Below are 17,279 nucleotides of genomic sequence, written 5' to 3' on the forward strand. Positions count from 1 at the left end.
GACCGGGCAATCGATAGCGAGATAAGCGACAAATCATGAAGGAAGCTGAAAAGTCCTCTCGCCAGCAATCCTGCATCCGCATCGGATGCCTCGCTGTGCTCGGCTTGGGGGCGCTGCTCTTCATCGTCGTGTTCGTGCAGTATCGTTATACACCCTTCAATTATTTTCCCGCCGAGGTCGTGGAAGCCCTCCAGACAGACCCCGAAGCCACCTTGTTTTCCATCAACCCCTTGTCCGATGCGGGTGATTCAAATGACAGCCTTCGCAATCACCGCATCTACGGTAAGACCGTTCTCAGCTCGGCGGCAGATCGTGCCTCACTTGTGAACGTGCTCACTGAATCCACACGTGGCGCTTGGGAGGGCGCAGCCTGCTTCGATCCCCGGCATGCTTTGCGTGCCACGGGGCCAAAGGGCACCTATGACCTCGTCATTTGCTTCGGCTGTGGCCAGGTTCACGTGTACCACCCGGATGGTCGAAAGCAGTTGGTGTTCATCCGCGCCTCCTCAGACAAATACAACAGCTACCTCACGGCTCGCGACGTTCCCCTTCCAGACCAATAAACCGGCACGGCCAGGAAACCGACGCGATGGATATCACTTCAACCCCACACCCAGCGCCCGGTACTTCGCATCGAAGTCCGCATCAATGGCATCCAGTTCATCCGGGGTGAAGAGCGCTTTCAGAAACATGCCACGTACTTCGTCCAGCGACGCACGCTCGTTGCTCTCCACCTCCTCAGGCAGGGAACCTTCCCGCCCGCGTGTGCGCAGCCAGCGCGAGCCATCACCGACCACGTGGAAATAGTTTCGGATGCGCCGTGCATCACCATTGTCTGCCATGTGCAGAAGGTAGTGCGTGAAGTACATGGAGGAGATGTAGAGGCGGTGGAGGGTGATTTGCGCATCATGCCCCTCCCGGGTGGTGTCCCACTGCTGTGATGCGGTCCTCACCAGTTCGCTCGGCTTCATGACCCACCGGCCGCCGAAGTCCACGCCGGCACGCGTGAGCTGCTGGTAGAACTCAATGCGCTGCCGCATCGCCAGTACACGCTCGCGTTCGCCAAGATAGAAGACACCATTGCGATACGGAATCATCGCGGCGTACTCCGCGATGCCCTCGGTCATCCAGCGCGGCATGAGGGGAATCAGATCAGACGTGACCTGGTGCGCCATCTCGTGGATCAGCACGGTGGCCTTGTAACCGTCGCCCTTCGTGTTCTTCCCCATGAAGTTCACGATGCCCAGGCTCTCGAAGGGCACGAGCAACACCCCTTCTCCACGGCCGTTGCTCATGAAAACACCGGCGCTGCCCGCAGGCCCACCCGCCCTCGCATAATTATCCCGGCTCTGCACAATGCGCGCCTGAAGGGTCCGACCCTCGAGCGAGGGAAACTTCACGGGCAGCGAATGCAGCAGCTTGATCGTGCCCTCCGCCACCGTCGCGAAGTCGTTCATCACCGCAGTAGACATCTCCGCATCACACACAAAGTCATAGTGCTTGCTGCTGAAGGTATACTCGCCATCGCTCAAGGCACCGCCCTTCACATGAATGGGCGCCTGCTGCACATTGGCTGGCAATGGCAGCGCGGGAGGCAGAGCCTGCAGGGTAGTCTTTCCCACAGCCCACTCCTTGATCCATGCCTGATCTCCGGGGGAAAGATCGGCAATGCGCAAGCTTGCACGCTGGCGATTCGGCAGCGCCACCACGGCGCAATCCTTCTCCACCCCCAGCATCTCCGCCTCCAGTGTGCGGCCGTCACTATTCTTCCACTCACGCGCCACCAGGCCGGTAGCTCCCAGCAGGAGCAATACGGAACAACACAGCGCGGCACGGGAAAAAATCATCCCGCATGGGACAGCGTCCCGCGAAGATCTGTTCGCCGCCGAATGATTCATTTGCTGAAGTACACCACATAATAGCTGGTGCCCTCCAGCTCTTCATAGCGCATTCTTCGATTTCGCGCCTGAGGCCCCCAGCTTTCGGTGAAGATCACCTCGCGCCGATCATCACGATAGCCATTGATGATGCTGGCGTGCGCGGGAGCATCCCTTCCCGGCCAGCTCTTCCTGTCATCGCTACTGGCCACCGGTAGCTCGGCCTTTTCGCCCTGTGCAATCCTGGAGGAATAAACGCTATGCAAATAATCCCGCTCCTGCGACCAGCGGCGAAACACAACCACCGGCATGCCGGCATCGATGGTGCGCTTCAGCAATTGAATATCCAGCTTCGGCGAGCGCTGCGCTCTCATGCCCGCCTCCCGTGCGATCTGGCCAAACATCTCCCGGATATCCGGATTTGATTCCGCGCCATAGGTGAAGCCGTTCACCACCGCCAGCTCCTCCACGCTGCAGGTCAGGCCGAAGTGATTCGCAATCATCGCCAGAATGGCCACGCCGCAGTAGCCACGATTGCCTTGGGGCAGCATGGGAACCCCGGGGATGCGGCGCTCCGGTTGCGCCTCCGGTGAAGGACGCGCATGCATCCCGGCCAACGCCGAGGGCTTTTCCAGGGAGGAAGAAATCCGGGCGCTTTCAGGTTGTGCCATCAGGCTTCGCGCTTCGCGCTCACTGCGAAAGAAGTCCACCTGCAGGAGTTGCTTCTCCTTGCTCACGACTCGCGCAATACCGCCAGCGCCCATCCAAAGCTGCGCGCGCAGTCGCAGGCCACTGCGCTCACCGAGCATGATCTCACCTTGGGGCTGCAAGCCCATCTTACGAAGGCCATCTTGCAGACGTTGCTTGCGCAAGGTGAACTCGGTATCGAACCGTGTCCTCGCCGCCTCAATGGAATCCCCCTGCACGTTTGAATTCTCAAACCCGAAAAAGTTCCCCGCATCCAGCACCACCACACTGATGGAGTGCACCTCGGCACTGGGCAGAAAACGCGCGGCAATGGCATCCGGCTTGATACCGAAGAGTTCGACCTCACCGTCCAGCGCGGCGCGCGAGACGAGCGCATTTCCATCCGCCGGATCACGCGTCCAGAGACGGACGAAGTCTGGTGACTTCCACAGGTTGGGTGTGCCTAATGCACGCTCAAAGGCAGCGGCATCGACGGCAAATACCTGATGTGCGGTGATACACCACGCTACCGCCATGAGCAGCAGGAGACACGAACGCGTCGCAGCGGACATGGGAGGAGGAAGCGGGCTGGCTACTCAACGCTTCAACGTGGCGGTCACCGCACCGGACTTCCACTCCTTGAGCACCACAGTGTATTCCTTGCCGACAAAGGAAAGGTCACCGTCCTTGAGCCTTACCTCAGGAGCCCCTGTGAAAGCAGCCACGTTGCGGGAGAGACGTTTGAGCAAATCGGGACCCGCCACCTTCGTCTTGTCTGCACTGAATCCGACGGCCACCGAAATGATCTCGGGCCCGGTTTCCGAGGAGTTTACGGTCACATTATCGGCCGTGAAGCCAAACACCTGCCCAGGATCATTGAGCATGCGTCCGGTTGGCACCGTTCCCATGATCCACGGGACTTGTGGCAGGGTTGAAAGCTGCCAATGGCCCGGCTCCTTGAACCAATCCTCAATCGGAAGACGCCGGGGATTGCCGCTGGCATTGAGAAAGATGCCGCCAACGGTTTGTGGAATGGCCGGAAGGTTTGGCGCAGCGAAAAGGAACGCGCCAGCCAGGAGCAGCAGAAGGAATTTCATGGCAATGCCAATGGCGGGTGAGAATTCAACGGACGCACCAGCGTAAGACGAATTCTCAGGAAGGGGAAGACAAAATGCCAGCGGCCTTTTCCTAACCCCGCCACGCATCCCACAGGAGCTTCAGTGTCATCGCAAACACGACCGTAAGAAACACCGGGCGGATGAAGGCGGCGCCCCGGCGAATCACCAACCCCGACCCGAGCCTCGCTCCCAGAAGCTGCCCGGCAATCATGGCGCCACCAGCCGCGAAGTGGACTGAGCCATTCGCCAGGAAGATGACAAGAGCGCCGACGTTGCTGGCAAGATTCGCCGCCTTCGTGTAGCCGGTCGCAGTGCGTAGATCCAAACCCAGCAGCATTACCAACGCCACGGTCCAAAACGAACCGGTGCCGGGTCCGAAGAAGCCATCATAAAATCCCAGCGCGATGCCGAAGATGATCGCGAAGGTCACCCATGGCATCCTGCGCGGTCCGGTGTGGATGCCGAAGTGACGGTTCAGCGCGGTGTACAGCGCCACTGCGGCGAGCATCCAGGGAATGAGTTGCTTCAGCAGATCCTTGCTGAGCACACTCACCGCGATGGCTCCGCCCATGCTGGCAAGACCAGCGAGCACCACCGCGAGCCACAGCCACGGTGTCTTCATCAACCCCGCCCGCGCATACCGCCACACCGCGATGGTGGTGCCAAACGTGGACTGAAATTTGTTTGTCCCCAGCGCCACCTGTGGCGGCACACCCGATGCCAGCAGCGCCGGCACCGTGATGAGCCCGCCACCGCCCGCGATCGCATCAATGAACCCACCCGCGAATCCGGCGAGGAAAAGAAGCGCGAGGGTCAGGGGTGGCATGATTGTCTGATGAAATCACAGAACCCGCCCTACAACTTCGGTGCCGCAGGCTTGATGGGCGGCATCTGGCCACTGACTACTCCACGGACTTTCATGGGACGCTTGTAGATCTTGTCGCCGCATGCAATGAAGAGTTCGCTAAGATCCTTACCACCGAAGCAAATGCAACCCGGAGGCTCGGGAGTTGCAATGATAAAGTTCACGCGCCCTGCTTGGTCACACACTTCGACTCCCTCGCCTGTCGCTGTGTAGAATCTCCCCTCCTGATCGACGCAAGGATTGCTGGCATATCCTCCTCCTTCCAATTGATAAAAGCCATGCTGGCGATCGGAAACCTTACCGTCGCCTTGGATTTTCCATGCATCGGCCGCTCCGGATACCGAGCTGGAAATTGTGTATAGTTGCGTTTGGTCTGGAGAAAGCGCGAGGCTTGAAATGTGCACATCCATAATCCCTGTCGCATCAAAGACCTCCCCTGATGGCTTCACACCCGCAAGCCAGGTTCCATCGCTGCAGTAGAGTGTGCCATCATGGGTCATCACCATGTTATCGGGATAGCCTCCGATGCCCTCGGCCCATTTTGCTGCCTTTCCGTCCGCTCCCACCTTGAATAGAACCAGCTTCCTCTTGTTGGGATTGCCTGACAACACCACCATCGTATCGTCATGAGTCCACACGACCGCGCGCGGAGCCTCAACTGGCAGATCAAGCTTTCGGGATTTCCCCTTCGTATCGAATTCAACAAACGTCCACTCAGGCGCACTGGTTCCCCACGCAATGACATTTCCCTTGCTGTTAGCCACCATGTGTTCCCACCGAAAGGGACCGCCGGACGCAGGAACCTCCGTCCACGAATGACCTTCCACAAGCACCTCATATCCCTTCCACTTTGATTCTCCCTTCGCATTCGCCTTGATCTCCTCATTCGTTTGCCAGTCTTTCCACAGCCAGCGAAGGACGTCGGGGAAGATTTGGGTGGCGTGCTTGCCATTGTGGCCACCTTCACCCCACGCGTGATTCACCTCATAGCCAGCCCAGCTAAAAGAGCGCTCCATCATCTGGTTCGCCATCCACCAATCGCCGCAGTACAGGTTGTTGTCCCCGGTGCCGCTCTGCAGGAAGATACGGATGGGCTTGGGCTCGAGTTTGCGCACCAGCACCGGCAGACGGTCACCGCCATGGATACCCACATAGGTTCCCACACCCGTGAAGACGCGACGGAAACGATCTGGGTGATGCCATGCCACCATGAAAGCGGCGATGCCGCCGCTGCTGTTTCCGGAGATGGCAGCATCGTTCGGGTCCGTGCTCAGCTTGATGCCGTGCTTCTTTTCGATGGCCGGCAGGAACTCCTCAATCAGGAAGCGTGAGTAGTTATCCGCGATGCTGTCGTATTCATAACTGCGGTTGAAGCGCGGCAGCGCATTCTCGTTCGCGGCGGGAACCACGCCTGGCTTGATGAAGACACCGATGAGGGGCGGGATGTCCTTCCTCGCGATCAAGTTGTCGAACACCACCGGCGCCTGATAGATAACGCCATCCTGGAACACCATGAAGGCAACGGGCTTCGAGCGGTCCAGCCCGTGGGGAATGTAGAGCTGGTACTCACGCTGCGTGCCCGGGAAAATGTCTCCAGCGCTGGTGTAGGTATCTTTGATCATCTCCCCCTTGGGCACATCGGCCCGCGGCTTGGAATCCTCCGTGAGAGGAAACTCCGGTTCCGCCGCCTTCGCCTGAGGAGAGGGCGAGAGTACGAGCAGGAGCAAAAGCAAGAGAAGGGGCAGGCGCATGGTGGAGCGGAGTGTGGCGGGGATTTCTACACGTGGCAAGAATCGTCACGGGACGACGACGGGGACCATTGCGAGGAGGTCCCGGCATGCGTATGCTCCTTGTAAGGATAGGACCATGAAAATCCGGCACATCTACATTTCCCCGGCGCACGTCTATGTGGGTCACCACGGCAAGCCCGCGGGCGAGACGCTCATGGTAGAGGTCCCGGAAGTGGAATGCGTGACGGGCAAGGGCCTCAAGGGCGATCGCTACTTCGATTTCAAGAAAGACTACAAGGGACAGATCACCTTTTTCTCCGAGGAAGTGTATGATCGCCTGTGCGAGCAGATGCAGGTGACAGATAAAGACCCCTCTGTCTTCCGCCGGAATGTCATCGTGCGCGGCGTGGACTTGAACAGCCTCATCGGCGCCGAGTTCGAGCTGCAGGGCGTACGGTTCATCGGCACCCAGGAGGCCGCCCCCTGCTACTGGATGAACACAGCCTTCGCTCCGGGCGCAGAAGAACTGCTGAAAGGCAGCGGCGGCCTGCGAGCACGCATCTTGAGCGACGGTGTCCTGCGAAGGAATAGATAGAGATAGATAAACGAACCGCGTGGCATTCACATGAACCCGGACCCCGGCCTTCCGCCCTTTGCCGCCGCACTCATTTGCGGGGGCAGATCCTTCCGCATGGGTCGGGACAAGGCGTGGCTGGACTGGGGTGGCAGCCCACTTTGGAGTGTGCAACTCGAGAAGCTCAGCTCCCTCCGGCCCACCCGGCTTCTCATCGCCTGCCGTGAAGAGCAGAACATCCAGGCGCTGGGCGCGGAGATCGTTTACGATCCTCCCGGAAACGCCGGACCGCTGCCGGCGCTGCTGCGTTGTCTGGAGCTGGTGCAAATGCCGCTGCTCGCACTGGCGGTGGATATGCCGGAGATGAGCCCGGATCTGCTGCGGCGGATGGTGGAGGAAGGAGTCGCGGAGAACCGGGGCGTGATTTTTCACAACGAGGCCTTCGGTTATGAAACCCTGGCTGCACTGTATCCTCCGGCTGCCACCCCACTGCTGCGCGCCGCAGTGCAAGCTCACGACTACCGGCTCCAATCCATCGCCCAGGCTGCTGTAGACGCAGGTCTCATGTTCGTACATGAACCTTCCCACATGGAGGATGACCAGTTCAGAAACGTAAACACTCCTGATGACCTTGAGTGACGCAGACCTTGATGCCTCGACACCCGTGAGGCTCTCGCGCTTAGTGCGCGGAGAAGCAGCCATTCGTGCCGACGACGTTGTGGCCACGGAGGAGCCGCTGGAGATTCGCGTGGAAGGCCGCAGCCTCGCTGTGGTCATGCGCACGCCGGGACATGACGAGGAACTCACCGCTGGCTTCCTGCTGACGGAAGGCGTGGTGCAACACGGCTCCCAGATCTTCGAGCTCTCCGTCTGCCCCAGCCGCTCGGAAGGGCAGGGCAATGTGGCCGATGTGCTGCTCTCCGGCGTGGAGATGAATTGGGACTCGCTCACGCGGCATGTCTTCTCCGGAAGCAGCTGCGGTGTGTGTGGCAAGGCGACGATCGACTCCGTGTTTCAGAAGTTCCCGGCAGTCACCACAGACTGGCAGGTCTCATCAGATCTCCTGCTCAAGTTGCCGGACAAGCTGCGCGCCTCTCAGTCCACCTTTGAGCAAACGGGAGGCCTGCATGCGAGCGCCCTCTTCGATCTCGCAGGAAACCTCATCGTGCTCCGCGAAGACGTGGGCCGCCACAACGCCCTGGACAAGGTCTTGGGATTCGCCCTGATGTCTGGCGCACTCCCGCTCTCCAAATGCATTCTCATGGTGAGCGGCCGTGTCTCGTTCGAGATCATGCAGAAGGCGCTCGCAGGCGGCATCCCACTCGTGGCCGCCGTCTCCGCGCCGAGCAGCCTCGCGGTGCAATTCGCCAGGGACTCAAGACAAACCCTGGTGGGCTTCCTCCGCGGTGACCGCATGAACGTGTACACGGGCAGGGAGCGAGTCGTGCACGAGGGATAAAACGCAAAGCAACGAAGCAGCAAAGGGATTGAGTTTTCCGGAGCGAAGCCTCCCTTGCGCACCATCCATCTTCACTGCACGCTACTCACTCACCATGCCCGGCTACTTCGATCACAATGCCACGACCCCGCTGCACCCCGTGGCGAGGGACGCATGGCTGAAGGCAAGCGAGCGTCATTGGCAGAATCCTTCTGGTCTCTACCGCGAAGCCGCGGAAACAAAACACCGGCTGGAGGAAGCACGCGAACGTCTCGGTGAACTACTGGGCTGTGAGCCACAGCGCATCGTCTTCACCTCCGGCGCCACGGAGGCAAACAACGCCGTGCTGCGCATGCTCGCCGCGAAGCTGCCAGGCGACAGCACCGTGTTCACCTCGTGCATGGAGCATCCCAGCGTGCAGGTTCCGTTGCGAGCGACATTTGGCAAGCGCGTGCGTGAGGTGCCGTCGCTGCCAGACACTTCGTTGGATTGGGAGGCTTTCGCCACCGCACTGCAACCCCAGTCACAACGCCCTGCACTGGTCACCATCATGGCGGCAAACAACGAATGCGGCACGCTGCTTCCCTGGCAACAGATCGCGCTCGCGTGCCGCGAGGCAGGTGTACGATTCCACTGCGATGCCACGCAATGGATCGGCAAGATGCCCGCCATGCAGCTGGGGGAGTGCGACTACATCACCGGCAGCGCGCATAAGTTTGGAGGCCCCAAGGGCATCGGATTTCTCGTGCTGAGATCCGAAGACGAATCGCTTGGCCTTCTCATCGGCGGCCCCCAAGAGGAGGGGCGGCGCGCAGGCACGGAGAACTATCCCTCCATCGGGGCCATGGTGACTGTGCTGGAGACGCTCACGCCCACGCTCGAATCCGTTTCGGTGAAGCAGAAAGAGTTTCGCGAAAAATTTGAAACAGAGATCTGCCAGGCAATCCCCGGCACCAAGATCGTCGGCCAGAACGCTGAACGCCTGTGGAACACCAGCATGCTCATCCTGCCACGGCACGATCATCGCAAATGGCTCGCACGCCTCAGCCAGCAGGGCTTCGCCGTCTCCACCGGCTCCGCCTGCAGCGCCGGACACGATGGGGCCTCCCAGGTGCTGCAGGCCATCGGCGCCACGCCGGAGGAGATGAAGCGCGTACTGCGCATCAGCAGCGGATGGGAAACTTGCGAAGAAGAGTGGCACGGCCTGCTGGCAGCCATACTACGCGTGCGTGACAGCCTGGATGGGTAGTGTTCGTCACCACGTCATCGCGATCACTTTTCGCTCACGCCATACTCTTTCAGCGAACTCTCCTTGCCCTTGGCCAAGTCACCCGCAGCAGGATCCTTCAGCATCGGATCCGTGCCATAGACTCCACCGACCTCAGCCACCGGCAGGCGCACAAGTGACTGCGTGCGCGTGGGACTATCCACGCAGTACCACGCATTCTTCTCGAAGCGGAAACTCTGCGGCTCGGTGCTTCCGCCCACATTCGCCGCAGTTGAGAGGTCGCTCGCGTGGAAGACGATGAGGTTCTCCCGGAAAACGCCATTGCGACAGGCAGCATAGCCCGGGTTCTGATTCTCCTGTAGGATGCGCAGCACCCAGCGGGTCGGGCGATAGATCGTGTTCCGCTGAAACACCGCGCCGTCCACTCCTACAAACGCCACAGGCGCAGCCGAGCCGGTGAAGTAACAATCCTCCACCGTGATGTCCTTCGCCTCGAACCCCGGATTCTCCGGTCGCATGAATTCGAGTCCGGTGCTCCCGCCGGCATTCACCGCACGGCTGCCCGCATTGGTGAACCGGCAGCGGCGAATGGTAATCCCACGGCTGCCGCCTTTGTTTTGCACGCCGCTGCCCTGTGCCGCAGCTCCGGCGTCATGCGTAAAGACACAGTTCTCCACCACACCCTCATGACATCCTACGAAATCAATCGCCGAGCCGCCACTGCCCCAGCGCTCCACGTGGCATCCGTCGATGGTGAATCCATCCACCCCGGACATCTTGATGCCATCGCGATTCCCCTCTGGACCGATGTTGGTCACCGTGAGCCGGCGCAGCACGATGCCGCGTGACGGAGTGTTGCGATCGCCTCCATCATCAATGTTGACCCCATTGCCCGTCGCCCCAGTGATATGGAGGTCACGGATCTCCACATGGCTGCAGCCGCTGAGGTGAATGCCTCCATTACCTCCTTCCAACACAGGTGGCTGCTTCGGGTCCGCTCCGGCAATCACGATGGGCTTGTCTTTCTCACCTTTCAGCCCGGTGGCGTCGAGGCCCCCACGATACGTTCCCGGCGCGATGCGGATGGTCGTGCCGGGCGTCGCCTGCTGCAGCGCTTTCACCAGCGCCGTCCGATCGGAAACATTCACCTCCGCCGCACGGACGGAGCGGGTCACTGGAGACAGAAGTAGCAACAAAAGCGCAACGGCGCTTTGCAAGGTCCCAGTAGGGAAGTGGCGGCGAATCATGGCACAGCCCTTTAAGGAGCGATGCCACGCAATCTTTCCCGAATGACCGACGAACTACGACTTCTTAACCACCTTGGCCGGGATGGTTGGGTTCCACTTGCCGAAGGAGAACTCACGGGCGGTGAAGACCCACACGGCGACTTTCTTCTTGGCCCAGAAGTCGGGACTCTTCACCGTGGCGCGCGCGATTTCACGACGGGGTCCATCGGCACCACCGGCCTGCATGGAGAACTCTTCCACGGCCGTGCCCAGTTCGACCTGCAGGTGATCCACAAAGCCACCCTGCTGGGCGAGCATGGCACCACCACGACGGAACACCTGCAGGTGGCTGTCGCCCATGACGAGCACCGGGCTCGCCGGGTCACTTTCCACCGTGGTCACGTCCGCGCCCGCCGACTTGCCCGCACGCTGCATGGGCAGCTTCTCCTTCGGCACAGAGGACTTCTGTGCATCCGTCAGGAGGTCGCCATGAAATTCCAGATCCTGTACCGGCAATGTTGCGAATCCACTCATGCCTGCCTGGGCGATGGCGGGATTCGTCTTGAGCTTTTCCGCCACGAGTTTCGCTACCATCTGGCACGCCTGGGGTGACCAGTGGGAGTCGGTCGCGCAGTAGAGCTGCTTGCCATCCGCCTTCGCGCGTTCGGCCTTGAAGACCGTCTCCAGGTCCAGCACTTCGACTCCGGCGGCCTTCAGTTTTTCGTAGTAAGGCAGCAGGCTCGGAACGGTTTTCGCGTCCGCACCGGCACTCAGCTTTTCCGGATAGATGGCGGCCTTCGGCGGTACGGGCACGAGCAGGAGTTCTACTCCCAGCGCCTTGAGTTCCTGTGCGTACTTCGTGATCGCGGGAATCGGGTCCGTGCCCTCCTTGTTCACCTTCGCCATGTCCACCGCAGCGAGATCGCCATTCGCGAGGTGTTCCAGTTCCTTGCGCAGGAAAAACCAGTTCTTGTCTGCGCCCTGCACGGAGAGGTCCGTGGGTTGGGAGGCGGACAAGGCAGATTTCACGGCTTCCGGGAAATCTTGCGCCTGGAGGGCAGGAGCGCCGGCAGCCATGAAGGCAGCAGCGGCGAGGACACATGCGACGAACGGTTTCATGATCGGGGACAGCGAGGTTGGGATGGTGAAAAGGAACGAAAGGAAACTAGGCGGAGTGGACAAATATTCGCGAGCGGCGATGTCATATTTATCAAGGAGCCACACGGGGCGAGGCGACGTCGAACCACGCTTCCTGGCCAAAGGCCGTGGTGTCATCGATGACGCGCTCTCCCTTCAACTGGGGATGGTCAGCTTCACGCTCGATCGACAGTTCGTACGACTTGCCTGCTTCGCGTGGGAAACCCTGCACGGGCTTCTCACCCAGCATGGCCCAGTGCTTCACCAGCACGGTCTTGGCATCCAGGGCGCCCTCCTGCACCTTCTCCAGTTCATACACATAGGCGACCATGGCGCCGGTGTAGGGGGAGATGCCTTCCGGAGTGGGCATGGGGGAAATCTCCACCAGCTTGCCCTGAGCTTTCACGCGCGGTGGGGCCGGCGGAAACGTCGCGATGCGTGCCCCGGCAGCGTGCGCATTGCTGGCGATCTCCTCATCGGTCAGGATGCGATCGTACAAGGCCACCTGCAGCAGGCCGCCATTCCAACCTCCACCGAGGGTGAGCGACTCCGGCCCCGGCTTCGCAGAGCCACCGGGCATGGAATCCAGTTCCAGGGGCTCGCCGTTCACGTGGGCCTCAAAACCTTCTGCACTGCGCGTCACGGCGAGATGAAAGGGGGAGGTCGGCAGGACGGTTTTGCTTCTCCATACCGCCGAGCTCTTCGCCAGGACCAGATGGCCGGCGTCTTCACCAAGGGTGAAATCCGATCCGCTGAATATGGTGGTGAGCGGAGCGTTCGGTGCCATGCCTTCGTACTGCCCGGGCAACAGGATTGCCTCAAACGTAGCGGCAGGCTGCGTGCGCAGGTGAGCGACCGCCTCCTTCACAAATTCCGCCTCCGCCTCATACGTGCCGCCATCGAGCAGCAGTTCCCCCACGCGCCCGTAGCGCGCCGCATCGCGCGCGGCCAGCACGGATTCATGCTTCGCACCATCGCGCGTGGTGAAGGCATTCAGCGTGGTGCGATCCTTCCAGAAGAAGAGCATGCCCTCCTTGCTCGTGGGCCAGGAACTGGCAATGACCGAGGTGCCCGAAGGCGCGACTGCCGCAGGAATGGCATAGCCTTTGAGATCCGCCTTCTTCGCATCTGCGATCCACGCATCGGGATAAGCATCGCCACTGTTGTCGTGGGAAATCTGGAGCCAGCCCTCTATTTTGTCCGCCGTTTCGGAGAGGCGTCCCAGGTAGACCTGCGCAGAGCCGCCTCCCTTGTTGATCACGGACCCATCTTCACCCTTCCTTTTCGCATAGGGCCCGGTGATCACGATGTAGCGCGCGTGATTGCTCCACCGTGGATGGTAGAGCTCGCTGCCCTTCATGCCTGCGGCCTCGCTGAGGTTGATGGACCAGGTCTTCTCGCCGTCCTCAGCCGTCATGGCGGCCTTGCGGTGTTCGCCATCAAAGGTCCACCCCACACCGCTGTTGTCCGGCGCCAGACCGCTCCAGCAGCCGGTGGTGATTTTCTTCGCGGTATACTTGTCTCCGGAGCGCATCAACACACCCGAGTGCGGCCAGGGAAACTGCCCGCTGGCCCGCGTGCCATCCCGGGAGAACTGGATGTTGTCCGGCGTGATGGGCGTATCATCGTACATCACCTCGATTTTCGAAGGATCCTCCAGGGGGAAACGAATCAGCTTCTCCCCCTCCAGCGACAGGCCCTTGGTCGATTTCAGGTTGGACACCGCATACACGTACTCGGTGCCGCTCACAGGATCCTTCCAGCAGTCCACCGCATACCCTTCCGCGAGGCGCATCGGAGGAGAGCCCTTCCAGTCGGTGCGGTAGATGACGGGGCTGTAGTGTTTCTTCCCACCCTTGCGCACGGTGTTCTTGTCCGTGTAGAGAATGGACTCGCCGCTGTCAGAGAGCAGGGGCCGGGAGTAGTTGGCGGTCTTGGGGAGAATGGCCCGCTCGCCTTTGCCGTCCCGGCTATCGATGCCCATGAGCAGGAGCTTCTCGCTCTGCGCAAAGGTGTCGCCCTCATTGGCCCCGGCAGCCTTGGCCCAAACGAGGCGGGTGTGCGCCCCGGTGAAAGCCTCAATCGCCTGGCTGGTCTCCGCGGGATTGTCGTCCGCCGGATGGGCCTTGTTCCCCTTCGACTTTGACTTCGATTTGGACTTGGACTGGGCGGACGACTTTTCCTTGGAGGAATCCTTGCCCTTGGTTTCCTTGCCTTCGTCCCCATCCTTGTCGCAGGAGGGAAGCAAAGTCAGCGTCGCCACAGCGGCGGTCGCAAGCAAAAGGGAAAAATGACGGAACAACTTCATTCAGCGCAGGAAACAGTCGGGCACAATCCATAGAACGGGCGCTGCTCCACGAGGCAGGGTAAAAGTCTCCGCGAAAGAGAGATTTCGCTAGAAGCGGAGCAGCGGCATGAGCAGCATCCCCTCATTCAAGGGGGCTGCGGGCGGGCGTCACATGGAGACGGCTTCACGGGGGCGCGCTGGCCGCCTCTTGGGCGTCCGCACCACGCGTGGTCTGTCCTGGAATGAAGGTCACGGAAAGTTCCCTAGGTTGACTTTATGCCTGTCGCAAGCACTTTCGCCACCCCATGCGCATCCTCTCTGGACTCCAGCCCACCGGCCGGCTTCACCTCGGCAACTACTTCGGCATGATGCAGCCCGCGCTGCAGCTTCAGCACGAAGGAGAGGCGTTTTATTTCATCGCAGACTACCACTCCCTGACCGCCATCCAGGACGCCAAGGTATTGCGCGAAAACGTGCGAAATCTGGCCATCGATTTCCTCGCCTGCGGACTCGATCCGGAGAAGGCGGTTTTCTTCCGCCAGAGTGACGTGCCCGAAGTGACGGAGCTTTCTTGGATCCTCAACACCGTCACGCCCATGCCGATGCTGGAGAACTGCCACAGCTACAAGGACAAGATCGCCAACGGCATCACGCCGAACAGCGGTCTCTTCACCTACCCGGTGCTCATGGCGGCGGATATCCTCATCTACGACAGTGACCTCGTCCCAGTCGGCAAGGATCAGAAGCAACACCTGGAAGTGACCCGCGACATCGCGGTGAAGATGAATCTCGCCTATGGTGAAGGCCTGCTGAAGATTCCCCAAGCACGCATCCGCGAGGAAACCGCTGTGGTGCTCGGTACGGATGGGCGCAAGATGAGCAAGAGCTACGGCAATACGATTGGACTTTTCGAGGACGAAAAACCTCTCAAGAAAAAGATTATGGCCATCGTGACGGACTCCACTCCCGTGGATGAGCCGAAGCCAATCGAAGGCAGCAGCATCGTGGCGCTCTACCGTCTCGTGGCTACTTCTGAGGAAGTGGCGGCCATGGAGCGGGACCACCTGTCAGGAGGCGTGGGCTATGGCGACTTCAAAAAGCGCCTCTGGGAAAAACTGTGGGGGTTCTTCGCCGAAGCCCGCGAGAAGCGCGCTGAAATCCTCTCCAAGCCCGGCTACGTCGAAGACGTACTTCAGGACGGTGCGGCAAAGGCTCGCGCGGTGGCGAAGAAGACCGTTGAACGGGTGCGCAAAGCAGTGGGACTCGGTTGAGCAAAACTTCTGGAGAGAACCTCCAGGTACGGTCTGTAATAGGTGCGGCGGCGTTCCCACGCTGCCGGACTTTTCGCCGCACTAGAACCGCTCACTCCATGAAGACCCTTTTCGGAACCCTCGCAGCCCTCGTACTGCTCTGCTCCCCCACGCTTGCTCGCGTGGGCGAAACGCGAGCGGAAGTCGGCGCTCGCTATGGAGACGGGAAGAAATCCAACGACCGTCTCAAGGCGGACGGCGTGGAAACGTGGAAGTACAACAAAAACGGCTTCGACATCGAGGTCGTGTTCGCCGGGGACAAATCCGTTTGGGAAATCATCCACCGCCAGGACAAGAAGATCACGGACGAGGATATCGAGTCCCTCCTGAAGCTGTATGACACGTCAGCCGCGACCAACTGGCGCTTCGACAAGAAGGACAACCGATGGGAGCGCGCGAGCAAACCCAAGCTGATCGCCTACCGTTGGCCCAAGCATCCCGATTTCTTCTGCATCAAAGACATCGAAGCCTGCGAGAAGCTGGAAAAAGGCAAGAAGGCCGACGCCAGTGGTCTCTGAGACAGCGCGACCAGTTTGAGTGGAAATCTGACGACGCAGAAGACGCGCTGCATCAAGCCACGTGGTGGAGAAATTAATCACCTTCCGACGGCTCATGCAATGGCGAGGTGAATATTCCGTCCGGAGGTAACGCAATAAATAGTCCCTACGCGCGGATATTCCATCACGGCGGGACGTGTTTTCCCAAGTTTATTTTGTATCGAAAACGTGGAAAAACTTTCCGGGAGTTCATGAGCAGAAGAGCGAATTTTGTCGATGCGCAACCATCAAGCAGATGTTGCACATTTGTCTACAAATCCTCGTACCACCCATTCGATGAGCTCTCACAACACATCATTCCGGCTGCTCATGGTTGCAGCTCTGAGCGCGATGCTAACGCTCATTCCCACCATCGCCAACGCGCAGGCGGTCACCTATACTCAAGGCGACCTTCTCCTCGGATTCCACAAAAATGGAGTCGATTACAATGTCGTAATCAACATCGGCCAAGCCTCGCTTTATCGGGATGCCCCCTCATCGTTCTCCGTAAGCGTCGGTAATCTCGGAACTCTTTTGGGCAGCACCTTCGGTGCGACTTGGTATGAAGACGAAGGCCTTCAGTGGTCTGTGGTCGGCAATCCCAGGGACTTTAACGGAGACAATGCGACCACCGATTACCTCACGTCGCCTCAACCGACGATAGGGATCCAAAGCACTCCCTTGAGCGCGAGTTCGGTCAACCGCGGTCTCATATCCACCCGCTTCCAGACAATGAAGAACCAGTTCATTCTCCAGGACACGGCACTTGGCAATACCTATGCCGTTATCTGGGATCACACCATCAACAGCACCCCTTATATGGACTGGTCTGAAACGGTCAGCGCGGATGCCCCAAGCGGCTTGGTCTTTGGCGTGTTCAATCCATCGTTGATCGTTGGATCAAGCGGCGACGGTATCGCCTACCCCGGAACCGCGCTGGATCTTTACCGGCTGGCGGGGGGGCAGAACGGCACTAACGGAGTGACCTACGAAGGAACCTTCACCATAGACAATACCGGGAGTGTCGTCTTCGCTGTGCCCGAACCCGGTCGAGCTCTGCTACTCAGCCTGGGCTTGTGCCTGCCCTTGCTGCGACGTCGCCGTGAAACGCTTGCGTCCGTTACACTGGACGCCGCGCGACAGATGCCAGCGTCCTTGGCTGCCTAAATTGATCGCAAAATCCTCCGCTTCCCTGATGACTCTGCCCTGATCTCTTCCTTGCGCACGCGCTCCACGCAGACCAGATTTCCGCGAGCAGGCGCGATT

At 60.0% G+C, this 17,279-nt stretch carries 16 protein-coding genes; 8 read left to right on the top strand and 8 right to left on the bottom strand.

What is annotated here, in order from left to right:
* Positions 1 to 35 precede the first annotated feature (35 nt).
* A complete protein-coding gene (locus tag G5S37_RS28965) occupies positions 36 to 563 on the top strand; it encodes a hypothetical protein (RefSeq protein ID WP_165209441.1) in 528 nt (175 codons plus the stop codon).
* 33 nt (positions 564 to 596) lie between these two features.
* Here G5S37_RS28965 and G5S37_RS28970 read toward each other — a convergent pair whose 3' ends face one another.
* From G5S37_RS28970 to G5S37_RS28990, 5 genes are all read right to left on the bottom strand, one after another.
* Positions 597 to 1,847 (bottom strand): M1 family metallopeptidase, encoded by a 1,251-nt coding sequence (locus G5S37_RS28970; protein WP_165209444.1) that lies wholly within the window; start codon positions 1,845 to 1,847, stop codon positions 597 to 599.
* 47 nt (positions 1,848 to 1,894) lie between these two features.
* Positions 1,895 to 3,136 (bottom strand): C39 family peptidase, encoded by a 1,242-nt coding sequence (locus G5S37_RS28975; protein WP_165209447.1) that lies wholly within the window; start codon positions 3,134 to 3,136, stop codon positions 1,895 to 1,897.
* A gap of 24 nt (positions 3,137 to 3,160) precedes the next feature.
* A complete protein-coding gene (locus G5S37_RS28980) occupies positions 3,161 to 3,661 on the bottom strand; it encodes a hypothetical protein (protein WP_165209450.1) in 501 nt (166 codons plus the stop codon).
* A gap of 91 nt (positions 3,662 to 3,752) precedes the next feature.
* Positions 3,753 to 4,508 (bottom strand): TSUP family transporter, encoded by a 756-nt coding sequence (locus G5S37_RS28985; protein ID WP_165209453.1) that lies wholly within the window; start codon positions 4,506 to 4,508, stop codon positions 3,753 to 3,755.
* Positions 4,509 to 4,537: 29 nt separating this feature from the next.
* Positions 4,538 to 6,298 carry an alpha/beta hydrolase-fold protein gene (locus tag G5S37_RS28990; RefSeq protein ID WP_165209456.1) on the bottom strand — a complete coding sequence of 587 codons (1,761 nt, stop codon included), beginning with the start codon at positions 6,296 to 6,298 and terminating at the stop codon, positions 4,538 to 4,540.
* Between the two features lie 115 nt (positions 6,299 to 6,413).
* Here G5S37_RS28990 and G5S37_RS28995 point away from each other — a divergent pair, with 115 nt between their 5' ends.
* The 4 genes from G5S37_RS28995 (at position 6,414) to G5S37_RS29010 (ending at position 9,538) form a co-directional block, all read left to right on the top strand.
* Entirely contained in the window at positions 6,414 to 6,872 is a 459-nt protein-coding gene (locus tag G5S37_RS28995; RefSeq protein ID WP_165209459.1) for an MOSC domain-containing protein, read from the top strand.
* Positions 6,873 to 6,902: 30 nt separating this feature from the next.
* A complete protein-coding gene (locus tag G5S37_RS29000; RefSeq protein ID WP_165209462.1) occupies positions 6,903 to 7,490 on the top strand; it encodes a molybdenum cofactor guanylyltransferase in 588 nt (195 codons plus the stop codon).
* On the top strand, positions 7,483 to 8,310 hold the full coding sequence (fdhD, locus tag G5S37_RS29005) for a formate dehydrogenase accessory sulfurtransferase FdhD (RefSeq protein ID WP_240914740.1): 828 nt from the start codon (positions 7,483 to 7,485) through the stop codon (positions 8,308 to 8,310). Before G5S37_RS29000 ends, fdhD begins: the two co-directional genes overlap by 8 nt.
* 94 nt (positions 8,311 to 8,404) lie before the next feature.
* The gene (locus G5S37_RS29010; protein ID WP_165209468.1) at positions 8,405 to 9,538 is read left to right on the top strand and encodes a cysteine desulfurase family protein; all 1,134 of its coding nucleotides are present in this window, start codon (positions 8,405 to 8,407) and stop codon (positions 9,536 to 9,538) included.
* 23 nt (positions 9,539 to 9,561) lie between these two features.
* Here the strand turns inward: G5S37_RS29010 and G5S37_RS29015 are convergent, their stop codons facing one another.
* From G5S37_RS29015 to G5S37_RS29025, 3 genes are all read right to left on the bottom strand, one after another.
* Complete coding sequence (locus G5S37_RS29015; protein ID WP_165209471.1) at positions 9,562 to 10,764, bottom strand: right-handed parallel beta-helix repeat-containing protein; 1,203 nt, start codon at positions 10,762 to 10,764, stop codon at positions 9,562 to 9,564.
* A 54-nt stretch (positions 10,765 to 10,818) separates the two neighbouring features.
* Positions 10,819 to 11,862 (bottom strand): hypothetical protein, encoded by a 1,044-nt coding sequence (locus G5S37_RS29020; protein WP_165209474.1) that lies wholly within the window; start codon positions 11,860 to 11,862, stop codon positions 10,819 to 10,821.
* 91 nt (positions 11,863 to 11,953) lie between these two features.
* Entirely contained in the window at positions 11,954 to 14,161 is a 2,208-nt protein-coding gene (locus G5S37_RS29025) for a hypothetical protein (protein WP_165209477.1), read from the bottom strand.
* Between the two features lie 311 nt (positions 14,162 to 14,472).
* Between G5S37_RS29025 and trpS the strand changes: the two genes are divergently transcribed.
* From trpS to G5S37_RS29040, 3 genes are all read left to right on the top strand, one after another.
* The gene (trpS, locus tag G5S37_RS29030; RefSeq protein ID WP_165209480.1) at positions 14,473 to 15,438 is read left to right on the top strand and encodes a tryptophan--tRNA ligase; all 966 of its coding nucleotides are present in this window, start codon (positions 14,473 to 14,475) and stop codon (positions 15,436 to 15,438) included.
* Positions 15,439 to 15,536: 98 nt separating this feature from the next.
* Positions 15,537 to 15,995: a hypothetical protein gene (locus G5S37_RS29035; protein ID WP_165209483.1), complete on the top strand. Its 459-nt coding sequence runs from the start codon at positions 15,537 to 15,539 to the stop codon at positions 15,993 to 15,995.
* Positions 15,996 to 16,310: 315 nt separating this feature from the next.
* Positions 16,311 to 17,180, top strand: coding sequence for a hypothetical protein (locus G5S37_RS29040; RefSeq protein WP_206026198.1), 870 nt, complete (start codon positions 16,311 to 16,313; stop codon positions 17,178 to 17,180).
* The last annotated feature ends 99 nt before the right edge of the window (positions 17,181 to 17,279 follow it).

The sequence above is a fragment of the Roseimicrobium sp. ORNL1 genome (genome assembly GCF_011044495.1).
Lineage (GTDB): Bacteria > Verrucomicrobiota > Verrucomicrobiia > Verrucomicrobiales > Verrucomicrobiaceae > Roseimicrobium.

Coding starts and splice junctions, on each gene's coding strand:
- G5S37_RS28975 (WP_165209447.1), bottom strand. CDS start 3,136: ATGTCCGCTGCGACGCGTTCGTGTCTCCTGCTGCTCATGGCGGTAGCG.
- G5S37_RS28970 (WP_165209444.1), bottom strand. CDS start 1,847: ATGATTTTTTCCCGTGCCGCGCTGTGTTGTTCCGTATTGCTCCTGCTG.
- G5S37_RS28990 (WP_165209456.1), bottom strand. CDS start 6,298: ATGCGCCTGCCCCTTCTCTTGCTTTTGCTCCTGCTCGTACTCTCGCCC.
- G5S37_RS29010 (WP_165209468.1), top strand. CDS start 8,405: ATGCCCGGCTACTTCGATCACAATGCCACGACCCCGCTGCACCCCGTG.
- G5S37_RS28995 (WP_165209459.1), top strand. CDS start 6,414: ATGAAAATCCGGCACATCTACATTTCCCCGGCGCACGTCTATGTGGGT.
- G5S37_RS28980 (WP_165209450.1), bottom strand. CDS start 3,661: ATGAAATTCCTTCTGCTGCTCCTGGCTGGCGCGTTCCTTTTCGCTGCG.
- G5S37_RS28985 (WP_165209453.1), bottom strand. CDS start 4,508: ATGCCACCCCTGACCCTCGCGCTTCTTTTCCTCGCCGGATTCGCGGGT.
- G5S37_RS29035 (WP_165209483.1), top strand. CDS start 15,537: ATGAAGACCCTTTTCGGAACCCTCGCAGCCCTCGTACTGCTCTGCTCC.
- G5S37_RS28965 (WP_165209441.1), top strand. CDS start 36: ATGAAGGAAGCTGAAAAGTCCTCTCGCCAGCAATCCTGCATCCGCATC.
- G5S37_RS29015 (WP_165209471.1), bottom strand. CDS start 10,764: ATGATTCGCCGCCACTTCCCTACTGGGACCTTGCAAAGCGCCGTTGCG.
- G5S37_RS29020 (WP_165209474.1), bottom strand. CDS start 11,862: ATGAAACCGTTCGTCGCATGTGTCCTCGCCGCTGCTGCCTTCATGGCT.
- G5S37_RS29000 (WP_165209462.1), top strand. CDS start 6,903: ATGAACCCGGACCCCGGCCTTCCGCCCTTTGCCGCCGCACTCATTTGC.
- trpS (WP_165209480.1), top strand. CDS start 14,473: ATGCGCATCCTCTCTGGACTCCAGCCCACCGGCCGGCTTCACCTCGGC.
- G5S37_RS29040 (WP_206026198.1), top strand. CDS start 16,311: ATGAGCTCTCACAACACATCATTCCGGCTGCTCATGGTTGCAGCTCTG.